Here is a 23,162-nt window from a genome sequence, read left to right as displayed (position 1 = left end):
TTCGCGAAAAAAGTCTAACCTCTCCATTACAAACATTATAATCTAAACAAATATATTTCTAAATATCTTACAAATATTAATGTAAGACAATTAGAATCTTATTAAATATTAATCGCTTTCAAAAAAGAAAACATTGTATAATAAAAAAGGGAGGATACTTTTATAAGCCACAGGCCGACCGATCCTTTTAAATATTCATTTGTTTTTATCAATATAACACATACAGGGGTGAAAAAATGACTTCTTCTTCCTTCCAATTTTTTCTCCATTCCCAAGTCCACATCGGTGCAGGGACTAGTTCCCGTTTGGCTGAATTCGTGTACGGACTGGGAGGAAAACGGGTGGTCCTTTTCACCGACAAAGGTTTGACCCGAGCCGGCGTCACGGAAAAAATCAAAAAGATCCTGGAGCAGACGGCAAAACCTGTTGAATTGGTCGGAATATTCGATGAAATCGAGCAAGACGCCAAAGGGGAAAAGATCAATCATGCGGCCGAATTTTTCCGGGACCGCCAAGCGAATGCACTCATCGCTTTGGGAGGCGGGAGTGTCCTGGATACCGTCAAAGGAGTCAAATGGCTTTTGCATTTGGGGAAACAGGAGATTCACGAAGTCCTTCAACCGGCTGTAAAAATAACCCCGCCGAAAGCAAAACCCGTTCCGGTTCCGCATATTGCCATCCCGACCACGGCCGGCACGGGTTCCGAAGTCTCTCCGGTGGCTGTCATCTTTCATGAGAAATATCAGAAAAAAGCCAATCTGTTTCATCCCTATATCGCTGCCGATATTGCGATTCTCGATCCGGAGCTGACTGTCAGTTTGCCGCCCAAAATGACGGCTGCAACCGGAATGGATGCACTCACCCATGCCGTGGAAGCCTTTTTTTCACCGACCGCTCATCCGTACACGGATGCGTTCGCCATCCAATCCATGCAAATGATTTTAAAACACCTTCCGGTGGCGGTGGAAAAAGGAGACCATCTCGAAGCCCGTGAACAAATGCTGATTGCCAGTTCATTGGCCATTATCGCTTTTTGTTACACGTTGACAGCCATTCCCGTTCACAATTTGTCCCATGCCCTCGGCGCCCGGTTCGGGATTCCGCACGGGCTGGCCAATGCGGTCTTGTTGCCTGTTGTCATGGAAGCCCTTCCCGCATTCTATCAGCCGCGAATCGAATCATTTTCCAAAATCATCGGCGTTCCACCGACGCTTGATGACGTCACCGGGTTCCTGAGAGAATTCCGAAAAGGCGTGGGATTGCCGGATACATTTGCTGATTGGCATTTCACCCCTGAACTCGGGCAGGAATTGGTTTCGCTGGTAAAACAGGATCCGGCAGGGATTTATCCGATTCCTGATGAGATCATCTTAAGGATCGTTCGTGAAGTTTTTGACCAACCCATCAACGCTTGAAATGCAAAGGAGGTAATGCGACACATGCGCAAGGAATTCCAGTCAACCCGTCCGGGAGGTCTCCAGATTGATTCATTTCCTTATCAGCTTTATCAAAAAGCCAAACGTGCCGGTACATGGAACCCGGGGTCCATCGACTTTTCGAAGGACAAAAAAGATTGGGAACGGATGACCGAACAACAAAGAGAAGAAATCCGGGCACGGTCTTCCAGTTTTTTGGCCGGAGAAGAGGCGGTCACCGTTGATTTGCTGCCTCTGATCATGGTCATCGCCAAAGAAGGGCGCCTGGAAGAGGAAATGTATCTGACGACATTTTTATTCGATGAAGCCAAACATACGGAATTTTTCCGGCTGTTTCTCAATGAAATCGGGGAAACCGGTGATCTTTCCCGGTACCATTCCCCTGCATACCGCAAAATTTTCAACGAAATGCTTCCGGAATCCATGAACCGCTTGTTGCATGATGCTTCACCCGAAGCGATCGTGGATGCCGCCACCACTTACAACATGTTTGTGGAAGGCGTGTTGGCGGAAACCGGTTACGCCAGTTTCCATGAAGGGCTGGACAAATCCGGTCTGATGCCGGGGTTGATGGAAGGAATCGGTTATTTGAAATTGGACGAATCGCGCCATATCAGCTATGGCACCTATCTCTTGCAACGGTTGATTCACGAAAAACCTTCCCTGTTTGACCGGTTCGTCAAAAAAATGGAAGAACTGGCGCCATACGGGATGGAAATTGTATCCCGCTATCAGGAAGGAATCAGCCCGCTGGGAGTGGATATGAAAAAAATCCGGCGCTTTGCCGAAAAACAAATCAACGTCCGGATCGAGATATTGTCCCGGGCCAAAAACGGCACATTCGATCCCACCTCTCCGGATGCCCTCTCTGCTGACGGGTTGTAACAAGAAACCACACCTTTTTAAGGTGTGGTTTTTCTCTCATTTCAACGTATCTTCTCCGTCCGGATGATACTCTTTTTCACTTTTGGCCACCACCAATGTGGCAATCCCGTTTCCGATCATATTGACAATGGCCCGTGCTTCAGACATGAACCGGTCCACTCCCAACAACAGCGCCAAGCCTTCCATGGGAATCACTTGCATGGCGCTCAGGGTGGAAGCCAAAACAATGAACCCTCCCCCGGTTACGGTGGCGGCCCCTTTGGATGTCAACATCAAAATGGCCAGGATGGTCAGCTCCTGGGTCAGGGTCAAATCCACTCCGCTGACCTGTGCCAAAAACACAACCGCCATGGTCAAATAAATGCTGGTTCCGTCCAAATTAAAGGAATAGCCGGTCGGAATGACCAAGCCGACCACTGATTTCGAACACCCTGCCTTCTCCATTTTTTTCATCATTTGCGGCAAGACCGATTCCGACGAAGAGGTGCCGAGCACAATCAGCAACTCTTCCTTGATATATTTTAAATATTTCAGGAGACTGAAACCGTACATTTTGCAAATCAAATTCAGGATCACAAACACAAACAAAAACATGGTTGCATAAACCGACAACATCAATTTTCCAAGCGGAATCAACGTCGCCAAACCATAATTTCCGATGGTGAAAGCCATCGCCCCGAATGCCCCCGCCGGAGCCGCTTTCATCACGATGTTCACGATTTTAAAGAATACGTTGGAAATCCGGTCAAACAAATCAATCACAGGCTTTCCCGGCTCTCCCAGCAAAACGAGGGCAAACCCGAACAAAACCGCAAAGAAAACAACTTGCAAGATATCCCCCTTCGCGAAAGCTTCCACTGCATTGGACGGAATGATATGAATGATGAAATCGGATAACTTCATTTTTTCCCCTTCGTGGGCGTATTCACTCACTTGGTCGCTTTCAGCTTGGGTTGCATGAATGTTCACTCCTTCACCGGGTTCCACCCAATTGGCAACAATCAGTCCGATCGCCAAAGCAAACGTGGTAACGATTTCAAAATAGATCAGCGCTTTTCCCCCGACCCTGCCCACTTTTTTCATGTCTCCCATTTTGGCAATGCCAAGTACGATGGTAAAAAATATTAACGGGGCAATCACCATTTTTACCATGTTGATAAACATTTCTCCCAATGGTTTCATCATTTTGGCAACATCCGGAACAAAGACCCCCAGCAAGATCCCTGCGAAAATGGCCGACAGAACTTGAAAAGTCATATTTTTCAACAATTTATTCATCCGGTACACCTCCACGACCCACGGTCTGAACAATTGCTCCATCCTTCCATCCGAAGCCTTGTCCAATAGATCTCTTTTCTCTTTCAATATTTTAAAATATTTTATTATAAAAGATCATATATATGCAAAATAGATATGATTATTTCTATTCAGAATATCTCCCGGATATGATCAACAGAATTAAAGAAGGAGGAATGCATCCTCCTTCCCTTTCTTTAAGTCAATTTGTTCAATTGAATTTCGTCGGCTCCTTTTCTCACCGCCTCGAGAACGGCTTCCGTGATTTTCGATTCATACGCTGTGTCACAGATCACTTTTCCATTCACCGTAATGCGGTACATCGGTTTTGGTTCCGTTTTTTTCTTTTCCAAACCGTAAATGCGGGCAACCCCTTCCACAATGGATTGGGCCAAACCATCGATAAACTTGCCGTCTTTTAATAATTGATTTTCCCTTTCATTGGTGATAAAAAGATTTTCAATCAATATGGCCGGCATCTTTGTATTGCGAAGCACCGCAAAGTTTGCTTGCTTTTTGCCCCGGTCTTTGATTTGGTATCGGGATAAATAATTGGTGATAGTCGAATGAAGTTGATTTTGATGATTCTTGGTTTTGGATGCGGCGTCCGGGTGAATATACGTTTCGAATCCCTCTGCTTGCGAAGAGCTGGCCGAATTGATATGAATCGACAAAAAGAGATCACAGTTTCTTGCATTGGCAAAATCGGCCCGCTCATTCAAATCCAGATAACGGTCATCCCAACGGGTCAGGGAAACTGTAACCCCTTTATACTCCCCAAAATAATCATTCATTTTTTTGGAAATTTGAAGAACCACATCTTTTTCCGCCAATCCATGGGCACTGGCCCCCGGGTCTTTCCCGCCGTGCCCCGGGTCAATCACAACATACACGCTCATCGGCATCCCCCCTGAAACAGATTGACAGACGCAACATTCAGATAATTCATTCTCCATTAGAATTAATTCTTCACAACAAAAAATAAACCCTGCTGCTCCGGTTGAAATCTGTCAATCTTAAATTCTATCATTATCATTTTATGATATTCTTTCTTCCGATTTCTTCCACTTAGAACCGCCCGGAAATAAAAAAAGTGATGAACAACCACCGGGTCATTCATCACTTTTTGGATTAATCTTCATCTTCGAAGAAATCTTCCAATTCTTCCAATGCATCATCATCGTCGTCGTCATCATCGTCGTCATCCATCAATTCATCAATCACTTCATTCATGATCATCCCGCCGATCATGCCGGCTGCAAAGCCGCCAATGGCTCCGGCCAATCCGGAAGAACCATGGCTGTGGCCGTGGCTGTGTTCATGGTAAACCGGTTCATGAGAAAAGCTTCCATGATATCCGCCTTGCGCCTCCGCCATTTCGCTCAAAATTTGCTGCAGCCGCCCGACCAACTCAGACTCCGGCTCCAATTCTTCATTGGAAATGAAAACTTCCCGTTTGACCTCTTGTTTGCCTCCAAAAGAAGAGTAAAATTCCAGTTCCAGCAACAACCGGATTCCGTCCGGCTGAACGGCGGCGACAAACTCCAATTCTTCCGCTTGCCCCTGCAAGAAACCGGTCGGGAAAAGTTCAAATTCCTGCACCCGTCCGTTAAACTCCCTGGAGTCATGCTTTTCCCTGAAACCCAATTGGCCCAAAGCGTCAAGCACTTTTTGCAATGGCGCGGGACAAAGGATTTCTATGTAATCGCGATCCTTTTGATCCACCCCGCCGGCAATATCCAAATCGGTGTGAAAATAATAGGTGACGTAGTTTCCTGAAATCAAAAGGTCATAAGGCAATTGGTATGCAAACGGAAATTCCCTGGTTTCGCCGGGGCGGATGGTAAATGATTCATAAAAGGGAATCGATGTGATGGTATGAACATGATCCGTATCCCCGTGCCGGATGATGACTTCCAGCTTCACATCAATCTTGTTGATCTTTTGTTCAACCTCGCCGCCATGAATGAGCAATTTTCCTTCCACGGTGTCCCCCAATTGGAACCGGCTCTGATCCAACACCAAATCCACTTTGGCCGCCCCTTTGCCAAACCGGGCCATCAGATCCTTCAACACGTTTCATCACCTTCCCATCAATTCATGATAATGATCCCAGCATTCTTTCACCTGACTGCGTTTACGCTTGTCTTTCATCGCATCCTGTTCGGAATAATAATAAATGATATTGTCCGGTTTGATGTCTTTCACCGCTTTGCATCCGATCGGGTGATAAACATCGCTGTTTTTGCTTGCAACAAAAATATTGGTTTCATCCTGCAAAGATTCCACCTTAAATCCGTTTTTCTGAACATACTGATCCCATTGCCAAATGCCGGCTTTCTTGCTTTCCGCCTCTTTTTGCGCCTGATTCAGATCTTCCAGATACTTGGCTTTCGGATCATCCACATAGGCGACCCGGGCCAAACCGTTTTTCACCAACTCTTCCTGCAACAGTTTCCCGTCCACATGGACATAGGCGAGGAAACGTCCGTATTTGTCTCTTTTGTTCTCTTCTTTTTCCAGCTCAATTTTCTTGGCTTTTTCGATCAATTGTTTGGTAAACGCTTTGGCTTCCTCCCCGAGCGGTTGTTTTCCCAGCTGAGGATGATTGGTTTCCGGCGTATCCACCAACAGCAGCCGGACGGTTTCCTCTTTATTCTTCAACTTGATTTTTATCGTGTCCCCGTCAATCACGGTGACGGATTGTTTGGGCACTTCCACTTTCTCATCGTTTCCACAGCCGGCAGCCATGAGCAACGCAACCAACAAACCCCAAATTGACAGCTTTCTGAAACTCCTCACCATTCCTACTCCTTTTTTCATAATCGATCTGTATATATTTCCATTTGTACTTCTTTTCTAAATTACCACACCCCTGATTAAAAATCAAATTCGGTAAAGAAAATTTAAATCCACTTTTTAATGACCGGATATTGAAACGGACGGTTTTGCACTGCACGAATAATGCCCGTCAACGGAACAAAAAAAGCCGCCAGGCCGAAAACCACGATGAACGGAAACCCGATCAGAATCCATAATAAATTGGTGGAAATCCATAACAGAGACAAAACGGAACCGTGAAAAACCAATGCTTGCAAAGCCAATCTTTTTAATTCCCGGTCGTGTCCAAACAAAAACACAATCAATGGCACCAAAACCGGAGCAAACCAGATGCTCGCATGAAGCAACACCCGGATCCACTTCTCATCCATTTCATCACCCCGCCTTAAATGGGCCAGCCGTTTTGGACGGCCTCTTTGTTTCTCTTTAAAATCAAATTTCTTTTTTATTTTACCGAATATGATAACCAAATTCGAAACCCACGACTGGTTACTGAAAAATTATAATATTATTTACAAATTGATAAAAATATGTACAATCGATGTTAGGAGTCACGTTCCCGATTGGGGGGAAGCAGCATGCACTCAAAAAAAGACCAGCTCGTCACAGTGATTTGCCACAAATGTAAAACCGAAGTGTGCAAAGCACTTCCCGGCAGCATGGTCCGCTGCCCCAAATGCAAAACCTGGTCCACTGCCGATCTCTCTTACTGATTCTGAAATACGGACAGATATTGATTGCTGCCATCGCTGTGGAAATATCGCAGCGGCACTTGCAAAGTACCGTTTTCAGCAACATCACATAAGAGATCCATTCTGAACATCGAAGACAACCATCTCTGTATGGACGGACAACTCACATAGATCACATTCTCAACACCCTTTTTTCTTCTCTCAAAAAGAGACACCGTGCTGGTGTCTCTTTTTATCATATGTTTTTCACGTCTGAAGGTGCACCCGGCTCCCGCAACATTTGTGCGGTTTCATGGAGTTCACACATTCTTATGAAAAGACTGATCATGAACCAGCCGGTGTTTTTCTTTGGCTTTGACGATTGCAAACAACAAAGGCACCAACAGCGCATTCAGCAAAGTCAGCCCACCGCAAACGAGAATGGCAACATTCATGTGATAACTGTACAGCCATCCTCCCACCGATCCCCCGAGTGCATCTCCGACGAAAAAAGCGGATTGGGACAGGCCAAAAAACAGACCGACGACGTTTGCGGGAAACATCTCCAATTGAATCAGCTGTTCCGTAATGACGGAAACAGATAAAAAAACGGATCGTAAAACCAAAATGGCAATGACCACAAGGGGCGGGAATTTCACCATCAAAAGCAAAACCACCACACCAGTCAAAATTTGGGATCCGGTAAACAACAGGACTTTTCTGTGATGGATTTTTTCTCCACTAATAAAAGGAGAGACGATCACCCAAACCAACGTGATCACCGCCATGAGGACCCCGACACTGGTAATGGAGAATCCGCTGTTTTTAATGATCACCGGCAAAAAAGGGGTCAACATACTGGTGATCAAACCGCTGATGACCCCCAGCAGGACCACCCCCGCAGACAAAAAAGCATGGGCCCGCCAACGCCACCGGATAGGAAAAGGAGGGAATGCCTAACCAAGCGGCAATAAACCCGACCGACACCTCCCCAAAGCGGCCCCGAAAGCGAATTGAAAAAATTTTCTATAATCTAACAGGTCGATCAACCCCAGAGCTAATGGTACCAGTCAATAAGAGGTTTGAGGTACCGGATAGCGTAATTTGACTCTTCTATACCAAACGACACAACAACTAATTCTTCATAACCATAAATCGATGGTGATATCCTGAAAGACATCTTCTTCTAATAATCCCCAATAATCCTCTAAGCCTTTTAAGTTCTAACCATTGCAAAAGAGTAAAAGTTGATTATGGGTTTCAATGAACAGTCAAATCACAAACTTCTTTAATCCACTTTTCAGTGGGATCCTCTTCATCCAAGTCTCTTACTCCTTCTGATCCCAAATCGTTACCCGAAAGACCATATTTCAGCAACTTCGTGGCATATCTTACCCGCCAGGAAAATTGTTATTTCACATCCAAGGTTAACACCTTTTGAATTCCTTTCCATGTGAAGTGATCCATGGTGTTAGGGTTGTCCCTGTAAACGGAATCACAATGCTTTAAATGGGAACATTATTCATTTACATATATGGTAACGCCCCCAAAAACCGAAACCGATTTGTTTCTTTTACGGTTCCATCATAGGCAAAGTTATAAAGTAAAATAACTGAATTCACTTCTTGATCCAGATACTCACCGCAAATCCCGATAAATCCAGGAATTATCTTTTCATCATATGAAAACCCCTTAAGAATAACTCTCAAATCATTTGATGGTTCATTGTAAAACTCCACTTCTAAAAAATCTTCATCGTAATATTCAATGCTAAAATCCTTTTCAAATTGCGAATTAACCCAATCCCCGTCCTCTGTATAACTTTGCATCACATAGCTTTCCAGCTCTTCAAACGAACTTACGTCACCAATGAACATGGATACATATCCTTTTTTCTCCAAAAAATTTTCCTCCTCAATTTTTATCTTTCCCGCTGAAGATGATGGGTTTGTGAAATCCAAACGCTAAGATATAAAAGAACCAAAAAAGGGCGATATAGCTCTTTATCGCCCAACAAAATCCTCTTTCCGGATCAGAGCATTTACATTAAAGTCCGTTTGAAATCCTCATCCATCTCAAATGCTTCTTTCAATATTTCTCTTAAATCATCATAATTGCGGAATCCGGCTGCTCTGAAACGTTCGTCTGTACCATCCAATAACTGCTTTAACCAGTCCCATGGATCACCAATCAGAAACTCCCCATCCTTCCAGACTGAGGTGGCATCCCAGCCGGCTTGAATTGCTTGTGAGTTTGCTTTGATATGGAGCCGCTTTGATTAACAAGCGGAGAGTGTGTCAAAACAGACACCCAACTCCGCTCTCCATCCGACGTTCATCGAACTGAGGCACACGAGTTTTTGAGAATTCGGCTTGGGAAGCCCGCCGTCATTCGTTGTTCACTGATAATCCCCGGACACGCGATAAGCCTTTTTTTCGCATAATCCCTTTGTCTAAGATAAATCACTCCCAAAACTTCCGGTCCAGGCTCCGGTACTGGATCGCTTCGGCAATATGGGCAGGCCCGATGTTTTCTTCTCCTGCCAAGTCGGCAATGGTGCGGGCCACCTTGAGGATACGGTCATGTGCCCGGGCACTCAAACCGAGGGTTTCAAAAGCCTGCTTCATCAGTTGGAGCGACGCCGGATCCAACTTGCAGTATTTACGGATATCGGCTGTACTCAGGTGCTGTTGGTTTTCGTTTCGCTTCCCCGGAAACGTTCCTGCTGTCTTTTTCGCGCCTGGTTTACCCGTTTTCGGATGGAAGCGGAGGACTCCCCTCTTTCCCCTTCGCTCAATGTTTTAAAATCCACTTTGGGCACCTCGATGTGGATGTCGATCCGATCCAGCAAGGGACCGGAAATTTTGGACCGATACCGTTGCACTTGGTGCGGGGTGCAGGTGCAACTGCGATCCTCTTCATATCCAAAAAAACCGCATGGACAAGCATGCAGTGAACAATTGGGGAATGGCCATCCACCGAGAAATGAAACTCAATGTCACCCGAAGTGAGTTTTACGATCCCACCCTCTCTACACCTGCGGCACGGATCCGGAACACACGCCTAAGTCGAAACATGACGATCAAAGAATTGGCCGAACTGTCTGGGTTGACTTGTGAAGCGATCAGCAACATTGAAACGAATAAACACACACCAAAGATGCCCACATTCAGAGCACTTGCCAAATCCCTCAAGGTGCCTATCTCATATTTGGGATGCTTTGAAATCCTTCCCGAACAAACTTTGGGCCAAAAAATTAAAAAAGCACGGTTATTCCATGGGTACAACCGGGAGGAATTTGCAAAACGAGTTGGCGTCAATGTAAGAACACTCCGGTTGTGGGAACAGGATAAAGTGAAGCCAACTGGTGGGAATAAAGACACATTGAATCGATACATGAACATATTAAAAAGCAGCCCAAAAACATGATGGGCTGCTTTCATTTATGTGAAGGTACTTCAATGCCTCATAGGTAATCCATAAACCCCTAAACTCTACGAAAACTCTATGTCTTTCTCTTTACCCTTTTTGATTAAAAAATAAAATGGAGATCGGTATTACATCTCACTCATCCAAATAGGCTCCACAAAAAATTAAACAAGAGTGCTCCTCCAAATATTACAACAACAATAAAAACAACTACAATGATCCAATACATTTCTCCAAAATTTATTCAAGGTTGATCCTCCTTATATTGGATCAATCAACTGAAACCAAGCAATCCCATTAATATTTTAAAACATTTTAATCTCTTCTTTTGCCAATCTTTCATTCGTCACTGGCGGTTTCAATACCTCATAGGTAGTTCATAAACGAACAGGCTATTCAATACGTGATTGGCTTGATCGAAAAGTTTCAATACCTTATAGGTAGTTTATAAACCCCTAAACTCCTCATAAACACTGCGTTTTTATTTTACCTCTTTTGACTCCAAAATTAAAGCAAATCTGAAAATACTTGATAACCCTGAAAAGTAATTGTCGTCGATCCCCAGGGATTTTTGCACAACTGGAGGTCGACGACTTATTTAAATTACCGAAACTACTACTTTCTTGAGGTTTTAATAAGCTAAGTTTCGACAGTAAAGAATTACTATTGTTCCTTTTGAATTTCCTGAATCGAATTTTAAATGTCATAAATTTTTTATGGCTGATTTAGGCTAATATATTGAAAAAGTAAATTGAATTCACCTATAATTCCAAAAGATGATGCAGAAAAGAGTCGAGATGTTATGGGACAGTATTGGCTTCGGCCATCCCTGTCTTTTTTTCTTAAAAATCACATAATAAGGAGGAGAATGAGCTTAGGGAGGCGAAACAAACATCGCATGTTCCCAAGCGAAACTTATGCGTCAATTCCAACGAATTTTCATCATCGTGTTGATCGCTTGTGTGGGATTGGGCATTTTTGGACCTGGAACGGTTCATGCCACAGGTGGCTTTGACGTGCCGGAAGTGAATGACCAATTCAACCAGTTCGAGCAAAGCCCGCCTCCGAAGCAGGATCTGCCAGCCCCGCCATCGGTTGAGGAAGAGAAAGGATTCTTGGATCAGGTCACCCAGCCGTTCAAAAGCGCATGGGAGTGGACGGCGGACAAGGTCTCCGGTGCATGGGAATGGACCAAAGAAAAAGCGTCCGCCCTGTGGGATTGGTTTATTGGCGTATTGTCCAAAATCACCGAAGTAGTCGTTGATGCCCTCGCCGCCGCTTGGGATTGGATCAAAGCGAATTACAAAAAAATCATTGTGCTGCTATTAATCATAGTATTGGCTGTTTTTGCCGTTTGGTTAATTGCAACAGCATCTGCCTTAATTGCAGCCGGATCAACACTCACCATTTTGTCTTTTACGATCTCCCCCCAAATTCTATCCTTCGTTGGTTATGGAATATTACTTGGTGGGGGTTTTGGCGGATTCACATCATGGCTTTCGGGCAATGAATTTATGAGCATGGAGATGCTGACCGATACATTGTTTGGATGCATTGCCGGAGGAATCGGGGGACTTTTTGGAGAGCTGATCGGCGGTGCCCGTTTCGTAACTTGGCTCGGCAGCAAAATCCCGTGGCTGCCTACTGCAGTTAAAGGATCAGTAGGCGCGGGAGTTGAGCAAAGCGTATTTGATTTTTTTAAAACAGGGAAAATCAACGTCAAAAATACGTTAATCGCAATTGGTGTCGGCGGGCTGCTTTCATACGGAGGATGGCTCTTCTCAAATAACTTTGATTCGATTGTGACCAGCATTAACAAAATTGATTTTCCGACCGTCAAGATGCATGTCTTGGCATCCGCGGATAGCAATCTGCCGATCCCTTCGATAGAAATTGGCCATACCAAGATAGAAGATACTAAGTTTGGCGCTTGGTTACAGAAGTTTTCAAACAATGTATCTCGGACAGATAATATAATTACAGATGGAAGTCACATCAATCCTAATGGAACATTACGACCAAACATTCGATATCGAACAGGTGAATATGATTATATATATGAAACCGATGATTTAGGTAGGATTATTGAATTTAATGCAGATGACTTAAGGCTAACTCAACGTACGGAACGACTGCCACATAATCAAAATACACCAGGTAAACTGCCTACAGACCATGCCGGACACTTAGCTGGTGATAGATTTGGAGGTTCGCCAGAGTTAGATAATCTTGTATCTATGTCTAGGAGTGCGAACTTGAGTGTGTACAAGAGGCTGGAGAACCGCTGGGCCAGAGCACTAGAAAATGGCCAACAAGTTTCTGTAAGAGTTAGAATTAATTATGACGGAAATAATATGAGGCCGAGTAGTTTTGATGTACAGTATACAATTGATGGCGTCGGATTTGAGCAACATATTCCAAATTAGGGGTGAAAGCCATGAAAAAAGGTTTTGAAGATGTTCTTGCAGAGTTACAAGCTGAAATGGTGGCGATCTGTTTAGAGTATGTCAATAACAGAGCGGATGATATCTATATTTACTGTTCTTGTGAATTATCGTATTCATTTAACGTGTTCTATAAAATTAACGGCAAGGTTGTTCATAAAAACCAACTAAACGAGGTATTAGAAGATAAAATTTATGATGTTTCAAAAGAAAAACAGTGGAGTATGCTACACAAAGGAGTTGAAATATTAAAGCAAATTCATAATAAATGTAAAGAATTTAATCGGGAAATGCCTACCGAAATAAAAATGCATTACAAGGTAAAAGAGAACAAACTACGAGCAACATATAAGTATGATTTAGTCTGGTCTAATGACGATATGCTTTTACCAGATGATATTTTTCTTTCTTGGTTTGAAGAAGTGCGTCAAGAAAATAATGCAGGTCATTGATACAAGCATTATTTTTTGCTTTGATTTTCGTAACGACAATCAAGTCCGAAATCGCATGTAAATTACCTCGGTCAGAAAAGTCGACGCTTATTCGATGCGTGTGACTTTGGGTCGGGGTTTTTCTTTAGCTTTCCCCCATTCCAGTTATTCGGCCATGTAACGATACTTTTTTCATCTGCCCACTATTCTCCGATGAGATGCTTCGTTTCTGTCTTGTGAATGTTTGTTCGAGCAAATAAAAAAGGTCCATTCCATTAGGCCCCAGAGAATCTACCGATGCATCAAGCTGATTTCACCCGGTTTTATGAAATGACAACAGCTTGACCAATTATCCGGTCACTTGATATCTGTCATGCGGGTTATTCTATGCTTCTTCGATACTAAACTCATACTGTCTCCTCTTTGATATAAAGCTTTAAAAAAGAGCGATATAGCTCTTTATCACCCAACAAAATCCTCTTTCCGGATCAGAGCATTTACATTAAAGTCCGTTTGAAATCCTCATCCATCTCAAATGCTTCTTTCAATATTTCCCTTAAATCATCTTAATTGCGGAATCCGGCTGCTCTGAAACGTTCGTCTGTACCATCCAATAACTGCTTTAACCTAGTCCCATGGATCACCAATCAGCAACTCCCCATCCATTCGGACCACCGGATAAATTCCAAAAGAGCATAGCTGAGAGAAATATTGAATTTAAATTGAAAAGGAGGGTATTCCTCCACAATTTGAAAGAAATTTTCCCTTTTATCGTTACGGGCCGGATAACCCAATTCATTATCATAATCAAATTCTTCGTCAAAGTCATATTTCGCAGACATATTTTTGTACCTGTTAATAAAATCAATCTTCTCCAATGCTGCCCTGATCTCCGGTGCCAATTGCATTTCTGGTGGTATCTGCATGATTCATTCCTCTCTGCTTTATTTCCATGCCATATTTATATTGGCCAAATCCATCAAACCACTTTTGTGTTCTTGGATGGTAGAGCAGGATTTTTATGATGTTGCAACATGAGGTGGCACCCCAGCCGGCTTAAATTGTTTGAGAGTTTATTTTGATATGAAGGCGTTTGGATTCAGAGAACGTCACTCCCAAAACTTCCGGTCCAGGCTCCGGTACTGGATTGCTTCGGCAATATGGGCGGGCCCGATGTTTTCTTCTCCTGCCAAGTCGGCGATGGTGCGGGCCACCTTGAGGATGCGGTCATGGGCCCGGGCACTCAACCCGAGGGTTTCAAAAGCCTGCTTCATCAGTCGGAGCGACGCCGGATCCAACTTGCAGTATTTACGGATATCGGCTGTGCTCATGGTGCTGTTGGTTTTCGTTTCACTTCCCCGGAAACGTTCCTGCTGCCTCTTTCGCGCCTGGTTCACCCGTTTTCGGATGGAAGCGGAGGATTCCCCTCTTTCCCCTTCGCTCAATGTTTGAAAATCCACTTTCGGCACCTCGATGTGGATGTCAATGCGATCCAGCAAAGGGCCGGAAATCTTGGACCGGTACCGTTGCACTTGGTGCGGGGTGCAGGTGCAACTGCGATCCTCTTCATAACCAAAAAAACCGCATGGACAAGCGTGCAATTAACAATTGGGGAATGGAAATCCAACGCAAGATGAAACTCAATGTACCCGAAGCGAGTTCTACGATCCCTCCCTCTCTACTCCAGCGGCTCGGATCAGGAACACACGACTAAGTCAAAATATGACCATCAAAGAATTAGCCGAACTATCCGGCTTAACTTACGAAACGATCAGCAACATTGCACACGCCAAAAATACCCACATTCAGAGCGCTTGCTAAAACTCTAAAGGTGCCTATCTCATATTCGGGATGCTTTGAAACCCTTTCCGAAAAAACTTTGAGCCAAAAAATTAGAAAAGCAAGGTTATTCTATGGGTATAACAGAGCGGAGTTTGCTAATGATTGGTATCAATGTCAAAACACTCCGCGTGTGGGAACTGGACAAAGTAAAACCTAATGGGAAAAATAAGGATACTTAGAATAAGTATTTGAAAATAGTAAAAAGCAGCCTGAAAACATAATGGACTACTTTTTAATGTAAGTAAACTTTTCCCTAATCAAAGATGACCTTTTTCTTTTAGTTCTTCTCTAATATTCTTAAACATTTTGTAAATATAATCACCCCATCTACGATCCGAGCTAGCTACAATCTCTGAAAATGGCGATACAATAACATTTCCAGGCATTCTTATAATTGGCATACTGTAAAAAACAGCCTGAGGATCATCCAAATTGACATCCCATATCGCTTTTAAATGTTTTATATATACTTCTCCTACATATCGTAACATTCCATCAAGAATTTCTGCTTTCTCTCTTTTAACAAGTGAATCCGGTGAGGGATGCCGTTCAAGAATCCATTTTTCAAGTCGAATTAATGATTCAGGCGAATAATCAAGTTCTAGGTAGGTAAGCTCATTAGTAAAATCTTCGAGGACATCTGAAGCAAAGAAAAGCCATTCTTCAAACTGATCCCTTGAATGAAAAAATTTAGTCCTTCTCATAATTAAACCACCTACTCTTCAAATTTAACTTTTATGCCATTTTTTTCTAGTTCTTTAATTAATGGTTCACTTGCGTCTGCTCTTTCAAATACCCAAGTAATATCCCATCCTTTTTGAACTAAGTATGTATCTTTTGCAATCTCTTCCCTTATTCTCTCACTACGAGAAAAATATGCAACGCCTTCTTTCTTAGTGGACGTTTTATGTTCAATCGCTTTTTTTAATTCTTCATTTGCAATATCTAAAATTCGGCGACCATAAGGAGTTTCTATCGATACTTGAGTTATTCCTTCCCAATCAAGTTTTTTTCTATACTCATCAACCATTTGATGAGATTTATTTGCTTTTCCCATATTACCTTCATAAACTTTACTCCACTGCTCGTAGGTATATTTACCGCCTCTGGCTTGATATTCTTTCCATCTTTGTGCTTTATGTTCAGGACTTCCTGGTACCAGATCATTTTTTGTAACTTTTCCTGTGGCCTTACTATCAGTTGTAGCAGCAAACTTCTGCAACCATTGGCCGAATTGTGTATCACCGATCGTCTTTGGAGCGGAAGCTGTTCCATTCTCGAATATTTGCGTAACTGGCGAGAGGCTAAGGTTATTAATTTTTGTGACGATGTCATCAAAATGGCTACCAATGTACCCACCACCAAATGTGATGAGGAAACCGAGACCCGTGACAATCATGGTTTTTTTCGGATCAATCTTGCCGGTCTTCAGGAGATCGGTAATACTTTGGTCTACTCCTGCACCCACTCCGCTACCAAAGATGGCGGGAAAAGATCTTCCTAACCAAGGTATTTTGGAACCAATCCAACTAACCAGACTAGTGCCGGAAACACTTGCGCCTGCTAACCAACCAAATAATGTTGAGATTCCTCCGGCGATGCCACCGATAATGATGTCACGAAGCATCTCGTCACTCATCCACTCGTTCCCTGAGAGCCATGCCGACAGTCCACCGATGATTTCTCCGAGTAGAATCCCAGCACCTATTAACAAGGCGAGCCCCACTTCAAAAACAAACCCAACAACTGCTACGATAACACCAATAATGCTTAAGATTGCGATAGTAATTGCTTTATGTTCAAGAATCCAATCCCAGACGGCGGAGAGAGCATCCACCACGACTTCTGTGATCTTCGACAAGATCCCCACGAACCAATCCCATACATTGGACGCAGTTTCTTTCGTCCATTCCCAAGCACTTGAAACCTTGTCTACCGTCCAATCCCATGCATCCGAGATGGGTTCGGTGATCCGATCCAAAATTCCCTTCTCTTCGTTCACGGGCTGTGTGGTTATAGGCTGTTCTTTCGTTGGGGCTGGGTTATTCCCGTAATTGTTGAATTGGTCATTGACTTCAGGCACGTCAAAACTGCCATCGGCATGTACCACGCCGCTTCCCCAAATACCAAATCCCACACAGGCGATAAACAAAATGACGAGGAATCGATGAATATATGTACCCATATCTCCTGTTACGGATAATGCATGGCGTTCTTCGCTCTCCGTAACGGATTCTCCTCCCTTCAATTAGAAAATAGTTATCCATTGATTTTCGTTTTATTTATCACAATTTTAAGCTAAAAAAGAACAAATTTGACCCAAGGACAACCCTGTTCATTAAAAATTAAATTTTTATATAGAATTGACATCTAATCATTTATATGGCATTTTCCCTACTTTTGAGCCCTTCCCCAACATAAGGGCATCTCCGAAGAGGATTTGAAGGAATGGGAAGAAATAAGTTTTTGTGGTAAAAAACAAACCGCGAATCAATCCACATGTTTGGTTGTTAGACTCTTATGTCTTAGCTGGTTAATGCATCGCGAATACCAAGAGTAAAGGATACAGCAGGCCAAACTTGCCAAAAGCAATGCAATTGTTAACGCCGTTAAAAAATGACGATACCCCAACATGTAAGAGGTGTTGCGGACCTCCTTTTTGCTGTTTACCAATAGTCTTGGTAATACTGATAATTGGGGTGAAACAAAATAATTTACTATTTCATTTTAGGATGGGTTTTATCATGGATATATGGTATCTACCATTTACCATAGAAACAAGAAAATGATTCTCACTATTTTCCCACTCGCTGCTACTCTTGCATATATATTTAATGAAATAGGTTTGTTCTTTGGTTTTTGGATTTTGCCCCCAAAAATTGGAACCATATTGGAATATTGCTAAGTAATTTAGGCTTCATTCCGTGGGTTACTTGTACATTTGTTCATTTCATTAAACATTTTAGATTTCATCATTACTGGTTGATTGTTTTATTTACTCTTATTTTTGGTAAAATCACTTACGGAAACGGTTGGAATATTGGTTGGACATTGTTATCCTATTTCATCCCTATGGTTATTGTTTATGGTTACTATTTAAAACTGAAAAAACTCCATATGCTGGATTAGCAGTTTTCATAAGTTGACTTAAGATTTTAACCCCCAACATCTCTATGATGTTGGGGGTTCTTTTTATAATTATCAAGTCCGGTCTTTGGTCAATTCACTGTACATTTTTTCACCCCCGCCCTGTTACTCCCTTTGCGACAAACCAACTCTATTTTTTCATATTTTACTATATTTTGACAATCCATCGCTTTCTTTCGTTTTTCTCCACAAGAATACAAACGGATTTTTCTGTTTTTTCATAACTTAATAGAGGGTCCGGAAGGATCCAAATTCCAATAAGGAGGAAGATATGATGAGCCATTCATGTTCATGCCATCACCGGAGAAGGCGGGTTGTACTGGAGCCGGAGAAAAGAAAAAGAAAATTTGTCCATTTAAGACGCGGGCAATCCGTCCTGATCAAATGCTGCCACCATGCACACCATACCAAAACTTGTGTTTTGGAACGGGGAGAAGCCGTCAAAGTCCACTGCGGACACAGCAAAGCGGTGGTCACCTGCGGGCACCCGGATCGATGCCGGAAAGTCCACCGTCTTTGTCTGAAACCGGGTGAAGCCGTTTTGCTTCGTTGCAAACATTGTTAATCAGTGGAAAGCGCCGATAATGCGGCGCTTTTTCTTTTTTCTGTTCTCCTCTTTAAAATTTTCGTTTAATATTCCCAAAAATAAGAGGATTGTGCTAAAATACTTCATTAAATACTTCTTAGCCAAAGGATGAGTTGAGATGAGCAAAGTGTTGGATCTGAAAACCGAACGGGTCAAAGTGGAGGACATCCTCATTGCCAATCAGCGGCTCAAAGAAGTTTGCAAGCATACTCCCTTGGAGCTTAATCCCCTCTTGTCCGACAAATACGGCTGTCAAATCCATTTGAAACGGGAAGATTTGCAAGTGGTCCGTTCCTTTAAAATCCGCGGGGCTTACCACACTATCATCAGCCTCCCGGAAGAAGAACGGCAACAAGGGGTGGTTTGCGCGAGTGCGGGAAATCATGCCCAGGGGGTTTCCTATTCATGCAATCATTTAAACATTCCCGGAAAAATTTTCATGCCGACCACCACACCGCGGCAGAAGATCAATCAAGTCAAACATTACGGCGGCAAATTTGTGGAAGTGGTTTTGACGGGGGACACCTTTGATGATGCTTATCATCAAGCCGTGGCTTATGCCCGGGAACATCAGATGTCTTTTATCCATCCGTTTGACGATTACCGCACCATCGTCGGACAGGGAACCATCGGGATCGAAATCCTGAATGACCTGAACCAACCCCCGGATTATGTTTTTGTCGCCATCGGCGGCGGAGGACTGGCGGCCGGGATCAGCTCTTACATAAAAAGCGTTTATCCCCAAACCAAAGTGATCGGTGTGGAACCGGCCGGGGCCCCGGGGATGAAAACGTCTTTTGAGAACGGAAAAGTAACTGAATTAAAAGAAATCGATCCTTTTGTAGACGGAGCGGCGGTCAAACAAGTCGGCGAGCTCACCTTTCAAATTTGCCGGGAAAATATCGATGAGGTGGTTTTGGTACCGGAAGGGAAAATTTGCATCACCATCTTGAACTTATACAATCAGAATGCGATCATTGCGGAACCGGCCGGGGCATTGGCCATATCCGCCCTGGACTTTTACCGGGAAGCCATTCGCGGAAAAAATGTCGTCTGCATCATCAGCGGCGGCAATAATGATATCGACCGGATGCAGGAAATCAAGGAACGGTCTCTCATTTACGAGGGATTAAAACATTATTTCATCATCAACTTCCCCCAACGGGCCGGTGCTTTGCGCGAGTTTCTGGATGATGTCCTCGGCGAAAATGATGATATCACCCGCTTTGAATACACCAAGAAAAACAACAAAGACAACGGACCGGCACTGGTGGGAATCGAACTGAAATACCGGGAGGATTATCCTTCACTCATTGAGCGGATGAAAAAGAAAGGATTCCCGTTTATCGAAATTAACAATGACCCGCGCCTGTTCCATCTGTTAATCTGACCTTATGTTAAAAAAACCACCGCTTTCTCCGTGGAAAGTGGTGGTTTTCATGGTTTAAAAAGCGCCTTCGATATGATTCAGTTGCGGGTCTTTTTCATCCCACAATACGGAAATGACATCAAAACGAAGCGGCAAATGGTGCAGACGGTGCCGGCTCAAATACAGCACAGCCAAACGTCGCAGTTTTTGTTGTTTTCGGAAATCGACCGATTCAAGCCCGTAACCAAATTTGGCACTCCAGGTCGTCCGGACTTCCACAATCACCAGTTGCCCGTCTTTCATCGCAATGATATCCAGTTCCCCCATCCGGGTTGCCCAATTCCGGTCCCGGATGACATACCCTTTTTGCAACAGAAACCGGGCCGCCAGCTCTTCCCCCAGCCGGCCGACCTGTTTTCTTTTGTCTTTTCTCATCGGGATTCTCCTTGCAACAAAAGACGGGAGGCGTTTTTCAAACGCGAGCGGACCGGTGCAAAGCTTTTCCGGTGAATGGGCGAAGGGCCGAATTCTTCCAGTGCCTTGAGATGTTCCGGCGTTCCGTATCCCATATGATGATCAAAGCCGTAATGCGGATACTTTTCGGCCATTTGCATCATCCACTCGTCACGCACCGTTTTGGCAATGACAGATGCGGCAGCAATTGAATGGCTTTTGGCATCTCCTTTGATGATCGCTTGTTGCGGGATAGCGAGATCCGGAATGGTCACCGCGTCGGCCAACACCATTTCCGGTGTCACCGGCAATTGTTCGATGGCTTTTCGCATCGCATGGTACGTGGCTTGCAAAATATTGTGCCGGTCAATATAAAGCTCATCCGCCATTCCCACACCGACGGCGATTGCTTCGGACTCAATGCGCTCCTTCAGGCGCTGCCGGTTTTGCGGCGTCATTTGTTTGGAATCATTTAACCCCTCCACGGGAAACGATTCCGGCAGGATCACCGCCGCCGCCACCACGGGACCGGCCAGAGGCCCCCGCCCGGCTTCATCCACCCCCGCAATCAGCCGGATTCCTTGTTGGCGGTATTTTTTTTCGTAATACCACATTTTTTCCAAGCGTTCTTCTTCTTTTTTTCTTCGTTCCTGTTTTTTGATATATCGGGCCGCCAACTTTTGCACCCCCGCCCGCGAATCGTTTTGAAGTTCCGCCAATTCCTGCGGGCTCAGCCTCTCTTTCTTCTCCAACCATTTCTTAATTTCCGCGATCGTCCCCTGCATATCCCATCTCCTCTTTTCCGATCCAATCCTCCGGAAATTCAAAAGAAATCCGTCCCAAACGGCCGGCTCTCAACTCATGCAACAACAGCTCGGCCACTTTTTCGTAATCAATCTCTCCGCCCCGCAACAAACAACCCCGTTTTTTCCCGATCTCCTCCATCAACGCGACTCCGTCTTGTTCCGTTTGCTCCAGTTTGTACCGTTTTTTCAACCGATCCGGATACCGCTCTTTTAAATAATTTAATACATACAAAGCCACTTCATCGATCGGCAAAATCGTTTCTTTGATGGCGCCGCTGGCTGCCAGACGCAAGCCGGTGACGGGATCGTCAAATTTGGGCCACAAAATCCCGGGGGTATCCAACAGTTCCATGGTTTTTCCGACCCGGATCCACTGCTGTGCTTTGGTCACCCCGGGCCGGTCACCGGTTTCGGCAACGGAACGTTTGGCCAGGCGGTTGATCAACGATGATTTTCCCACATTGGGAATTCCGGTCACCATCGCTCGAAATTTGCGGGACTGAATCCCTTTTTTCTCTCTTTGTTGGAACAGCGGGGCCAGGATTTTTTCACACGCCGGAATAATCTGTTGGACCCCTTTCCCTGTTTGTGCATCAACCGGAAGCACCGGCATCCGACGGGCTTGAAAATATTTCATCCAAGCCTGATTCGCCCGTTCATCCGCCAAATCGCATTTGGTCAATAAAATGAGACGGGGCTTGTCTTTCAGAATTTCATCCATCATGGGATTTCGACTGGATAACGGCAAACGCGCATCCAACAATTCAAACACGATGTCGACCAACTTCAGTTTCTCTTCAACCTGCCGGCGCGCCTTTGCCATATGTCCCGGGAACCACTGAATGGTCATATGTACGTCACACCTCTTCTATCCTGTTGCCAACAGGGGGATTTTTCCAATCGGTGTCAAATGGAAAAGGAGCTTTCAAAAAGGCTCCTTCAATTGAAAAAATCACAACCATTTCATTTCAAAAACGGGCCAATAAATAAACTCCGCCCTTCCCACCAGCTGAGACATCGAAACCGCTCCGATCACCCGGCTGTCCGTACTGTTCAACCGGTTATCCCCCAGAACAAAAACCTTGCCTTGCGGCACTTGCACCTCATCAAAATCCATGGTGCGCATATCGTCGGAAAGATAAGGTTCATCCACGATCTTCCCGTTTATCAGGATTTTGTTGTTTTTGGCTTCGACCGTCTCCCCCGGCAAAGCGATCACCCGTTTGATGAAATCTTTGTCTTTACTTTCGTGAAAAACAACGATTTCTCCTCGTTCAGGCTCTCTCAATTTGTAAATCAGTTTGTTGACCAAAACCAGATCTCCGGTATACATCGTTTCTTCCATCGACGGACCGGATACGGCAAAAGGTTCAAACACAAAAATACGAATCAACACTGCCAGAAAAATGGCGATCACAAAAGCACGAACCCAATCCAGCACTTTTCCGCCTTTCCCGTTTTCCTGATTGATTTTCTCTGTACGAGGGACGTATGAGGTCATCGGATTTCCCCCAATTGGCTCGTCA

Annotated in this window: 26 protein-coding genes and 1 pseudogene; 9 read left to right on the top strand and 18 right to left on the bottom strand. The window is 44.2% G+C overall.

All coding sequences use genetic code 11. The features are described 5' to 3' along the window. The first annotated feature begins 236 nt into the window (after positions 1-236). Positions 237-1,415: an iron-containing alcohol dehydrogenase gene (locus tag H1R82_RS05705; protein WP_181730735.1), complete on the top strand. Its 1,179-nt coding sequence runs from the start codon at positions 237-239 to the stop codon at positions 1,413-1,415. 24 nt (positions 1,416-1,439) lie between these two features. Continuing rightward, positions 1,440-2,321 carry a R2-like ligand-binding oxidase gene (locus H1R82_RS05700; protein WP_181730736.1) on the top strand — a complete coding sequence of 294 codons (882 nt, stop codon included), beginning with the start codon at positions 1,440-1,442 and terminating at the stop codon, positions 2,319-2,321. Between the two features lie 36 nt (positions 2,322-2,357). On the opposite strand, the gene H1R82_RS05695 is transcribed toward H1R82_RS05700, so the two are convergent. The 5 genes from H1R82_RS05695 to H1R82_RS05675 all read right to left on the bottom strand — a co-directional run bounded on the left by H1R82_RS05695 (position 2,358) and on the right by H1R82_RS05675 (position 6,829). Beyond that, positions 2,358-3,599: a dicarboxylate/amino acid:cation symporter gene (locus H1R82_RS05695; RefSeq protein ID WP_181730737.1), complete on the bottom strand. Its 1,242-nt coding sequence runs from the start codon at positions 3,597-3,599 to the stop codon at positions 2,358-2,360. A 215-nt stretch (positions 3,600-3,814) separates the two neighbouring features. Continuing rightward, on the bottom strand, positions 3,815-4,516 hold the full coding sequence (locus H1R82_RS05690; RefSeq protein ID WP_181730738.1) for an N-acetylmuramoyl-L-alanine amidase family protein: 702 nt from the start codon (positions 4,514-4,516) through the stop codon (positions 3,815-3,817). A gap of 232 nt (positions 4,517-4,748) precedes the next feature. Further along, positions 4,749-5,693, bottom strand: coding sequence for a sporulation protein (locus H1R82_RS05685; RefSeq protein ID WP_181730739.1), 945 nt, complete (start codon positions 5,691-5,693; stop codon positions 4,749-4,751). 6 nt (positions 5,694-5,699) lie between these two features. Further along, positions 5,700-6,419 (bottom strand): thermonuclease family protein, encoded by a 720-nt coding sequence (locus H1R82_RS05680; RefSeq protein ID WP_181730740.1) that lies wholly within the window; start codon positions 6,417-6,419, stop codon positions 5,700-5,702. A gap of 104 nt (positions 6,420-6,523) precedes the next feature. Continuing rightward, the gene (locus tag H1R82_RS05675) at positions 6,524-6,829 is read right to left on the bottom strand and encodes a DUF4870 domain-containing protein (protein WP_181730741.1); all 306 of its coding nucleotides are present in this window, start codon (positions 6,827-6,829) and stop codon (positions 6,524-6,526) included. Positions 6,830-7,036: 207 nt separating this feature from the next. Between H1R82_RS05675 and H1R82_RS14640 the strand changes: the two genes are divergently transcribed. Next, a complete protein-coding gene (locus H1R82_RS14640) occupies positions 7,037-7,171 on the top strand; it encodes a hypothetical protein (RefSeq protein ID WP_255347204.1) in 135 nt (44 codons plus the stop codon). 278 nt (positions 7,172-7,449) lie between these two features. On the opposite strand, the gene H1R82_RS05670 is transcribed toward H1R82_RS14640, so the two are convergent. From H1R82_RS05670 to H1R82_RS14630, 5 genes and pseudogenes are all read right to left on the bottom strand, one after another. Then, complete coding sequence (locus tag H1R82_RS05670) at positions 7,450-8,037, bottom strand: MFS transporter (protein WP_181730742.1); 588 nt, start codon at positions 8,035-8,037, stop codon at positions 7,450-7,452. Between the two features lie 618 nt (positions 8,038-8,655). Further along, positions 8,656-9,030, bottom strand: coding sequence for an immunity 22 family protein (locus H1R82_RS05665; protein ID WP_037997288.1), 375 nt, complete (start codon positions 9,028-9,030; stop codon positions 8,656-8,658). A 561-nt stretch (positions 9,031-9,591) separates the two neighbouring features. Beyond that, a complete protein-coding gene (locus tag H1R82_RS14455) occupies positions 9,592-9,780 on the bottom strand; it encodes a magnesium chelatase subunit ChlI family protein (RefSeq protein WP_232333835.1) in 189 nt (62 codons plus the stop codon). A gap of 29 nt (positions 9,781-9,809) precedes the next feature. Beyond that, the gene (locus tag H1R82_RS14635) at positions 9,810-9,980 is read right to left on the bottom strand and encodes a hypothetical protein (protein ID WP_244954658.1); all 171 of its coding nucleotides are present in this window, start codon (positions 9,978-9,980) and stop codon (positions 9,810-9,812) included. Positions 9,981-9,989: 9 nt separating this feature from the next. After that, positions 9,990-10,082, bottom strand: a pseudogene (locus tag H1R82_RS14630) (ATP-binding protein); the annotation flags it as partial. A 14-nt stretch (positions 10,083-10,096) separates the two neighbouring features. On the opposite strand from H1R82_RS14630, the gene H1R82_RS05655 reads away from it, so the two are divergent. From H1R82_RS05655 to H1R82_RS05645, 3 genes are all read left to right on the top strand, one after another. Further along, positions 10,097-10,558: a helix-turn-helix domain-containing protein gene (locus tag H1R82_RS05655; RefSeq protein WP_220214934.1), complete on the top strand. Its 462-nt coding sequence runs from the start codon at positions 10,097-10,099 to the stop codon at positions 10,556-10,558. 917 nt (positions 10,559-11,475) lie between these two features. After that, entirely contained in the window at positions 11,476-12,984 is a 1,509-nt protein-coding gene (locus H1R82_RS14625; RefSeq protein WP_232333834.1) for a DNA/RNA non-specific endonuclease, read from the top strand. Positions 12,985-12,995: 11 nt separating this feature from the next. Next, positions 12,996-13,454: a DUF600 domain-containing protein gene (locus tag H1R82_RS05645; protein WP_181730743.1), complete on the top strand. Its 459-nt coding sequence runs from the start codon at positions 12,996-12,998 to the stop codon at positions 13,452-13,454. A gap of 626 nt (positions 13,455-14,080) precedes the next feature. Here the strand turns inward: H1R82_RS05645 and H1R82_RS05640 are convergent. Next, entirely contained in the window at positions 14,081-14,359 is a 279-nt protein-coding gene (locus H1R82_RS05640) for a hypothetical protein (RefSeq protein ID WP_181730744.1), read from the bottom strand. Positions 14,360-14,542: 183 nt separating this feature from the next. After that, on the bottom strand, positions 14,543-15,034 hold the full coding sequence (locus H1R82_RS05635; RefSeq protein WP_181730745.1) for a magnesium chelatase subunit ChlI family protein: 492 nt from the start codon (positions 15,032-15,034) through the stop codon (positions 14,543-14,545). Positions 15,035-15,041: 7 nt separating this feature from the next. Here H1R82_RS05635 and H1R82_RS14910 point away from each other — a divergent pair, with 7 nt between their 5' ends. After that, the gene (locus H1R82_RS14910) at positions 15,042-15,254 is read left to right on the top strand and encodes a helix-turn-helix domain-containing protein (RefSeq protein ID WP_374189113.1); all 213 of its coding nucleotides are present in this window, start codon (positions 15,042-15,044) and stop codon (positions 15,252-15,254) included. A gap of 278 nt (positions 15,255-15,532) precedes the next feature. Here H1R82_RS14910 and H1R82_RS05625 read toward each other — a convergent pair whose 3' ends face one another. Both H1R82_RS05625 and H1R82_RS05620 read right to left on the bottom strand, forming a co-directional pair. Next, a complete protein-coding gene (locus H1R82_RS05625) occupies positions 15,533-15,979 on the bottom strand; it encodes a hypothetical protein (RefSeq protein ID WP_181730747.1) in 447 nt (148 codons plus the stop codon). A gap of 11 nt (positions 15,980-15,990) precedes the next feature. After that, positions 15,991-17,523, bottom strand: a complete 1,533-nt coding sequence (locus H1R82_RS05620) for a hypothetical protein (RefSeq protein WP_181730748.1) — start codon at positions 17,521-17,523, stop codon at positions 15,991-15,993. Positions 17,524-18,696: 1,173 nt separating this feature from the next. Here H1R82_RS05620 and H1R82_RS05615 point away from each other — a divergent pair. Beyond that, positions 18,697-18,987 (top strand): hypothetical protein, encoded by a 291-nt coding sequence (locus tag H1R82_RS05615; protein ID WP_049720249.1) that lies wholly within the window; start codon positions 18,697-18,699, stop codon positions 18,985-18,987. Between the two features lie 139 nt (positions 18,988-19,126). Beyond that, positions 19,127-20,398, top strand: coding sequence for a threonine ammonia-lyase IlvA (gene ilvA / locus H1R82_RS05610; protein ID WP_181730749.1), 1,272 nt, complete (start codon positions 19,127-19,129; stop codon positions 20,396-20,398). A 54-nt stretch (positions 20,399-20,452) separates the two neighbouring features. On the opposite strand, the gene H1R82_RS05605 is transcribed toward ilvA, so the two are convergent. The 4 genes from H1R82_RS05605 to lepB form a co-directional block, all read right to left on the bottom strand. Further along, positions 20,453-20,812: a YraN family protein gene (locus H1R82_RS05605; protein WP_181730750.1), complete on the bottom strand. Its 360-nt coding sequence runs from the start codon at positions 20,810-20,812 to the stop codon at positions 20,453-20,455. Then, complete coding sequence (rnhB, locus tag H1R82_RS05600; protein ID WP_181730751.1) at positions 20,809-21,615, bottom strand: ribonuclease HII; 807 nt, start codon at positions 21,613-21,615, stop codon at positions 20,809-20,811. Before rnhB ends, H1R82_RS05605 begins: the two co-directional genes overlap by 4 nt. Further along, positions 21,590-22,486, bottom strand: a complete 897-nt coding sequence (gene ylqF, locus H1R82_RS05595) for a ribosome biogenesis GTPase YlqF (RefSeq protein WP_181730752.1) — start codon at positions 22,484-22,486, stop codon at positions 21,590-21,592. Before ylqF ends, rnhB begins: the two co-directional genes overlap by 26 nt. 102 nt (positions 22,487-22,588) lie before the next feature. After that, entirely contained in the window at positions 22,589-23,137 is a 549-nt protein-coding gene (gene lepB / locus H1R82_RS05590) for a signal peptidase I (protein WP_181730753.1), read from the bottom strand. Positions 23,138-23,162: the final 25 nt, after the last annotated feature.

It is taken from the genome of Thermoactinomyces intermedius (assembly GCF_013912365.1).
Taxonomy (GTDB): domain Bacteria; phylum Bacillota; class Bacilli; order Thermoactinomycetales; family Thermoactinomycetaceae; genus Thermoactinomyces; species Thermoactinomyces intermedius.
Note: the sequence above shows the minus strand (reverse complement) of the source record. Positions and strands in the feature narration are given on the sequence as shown.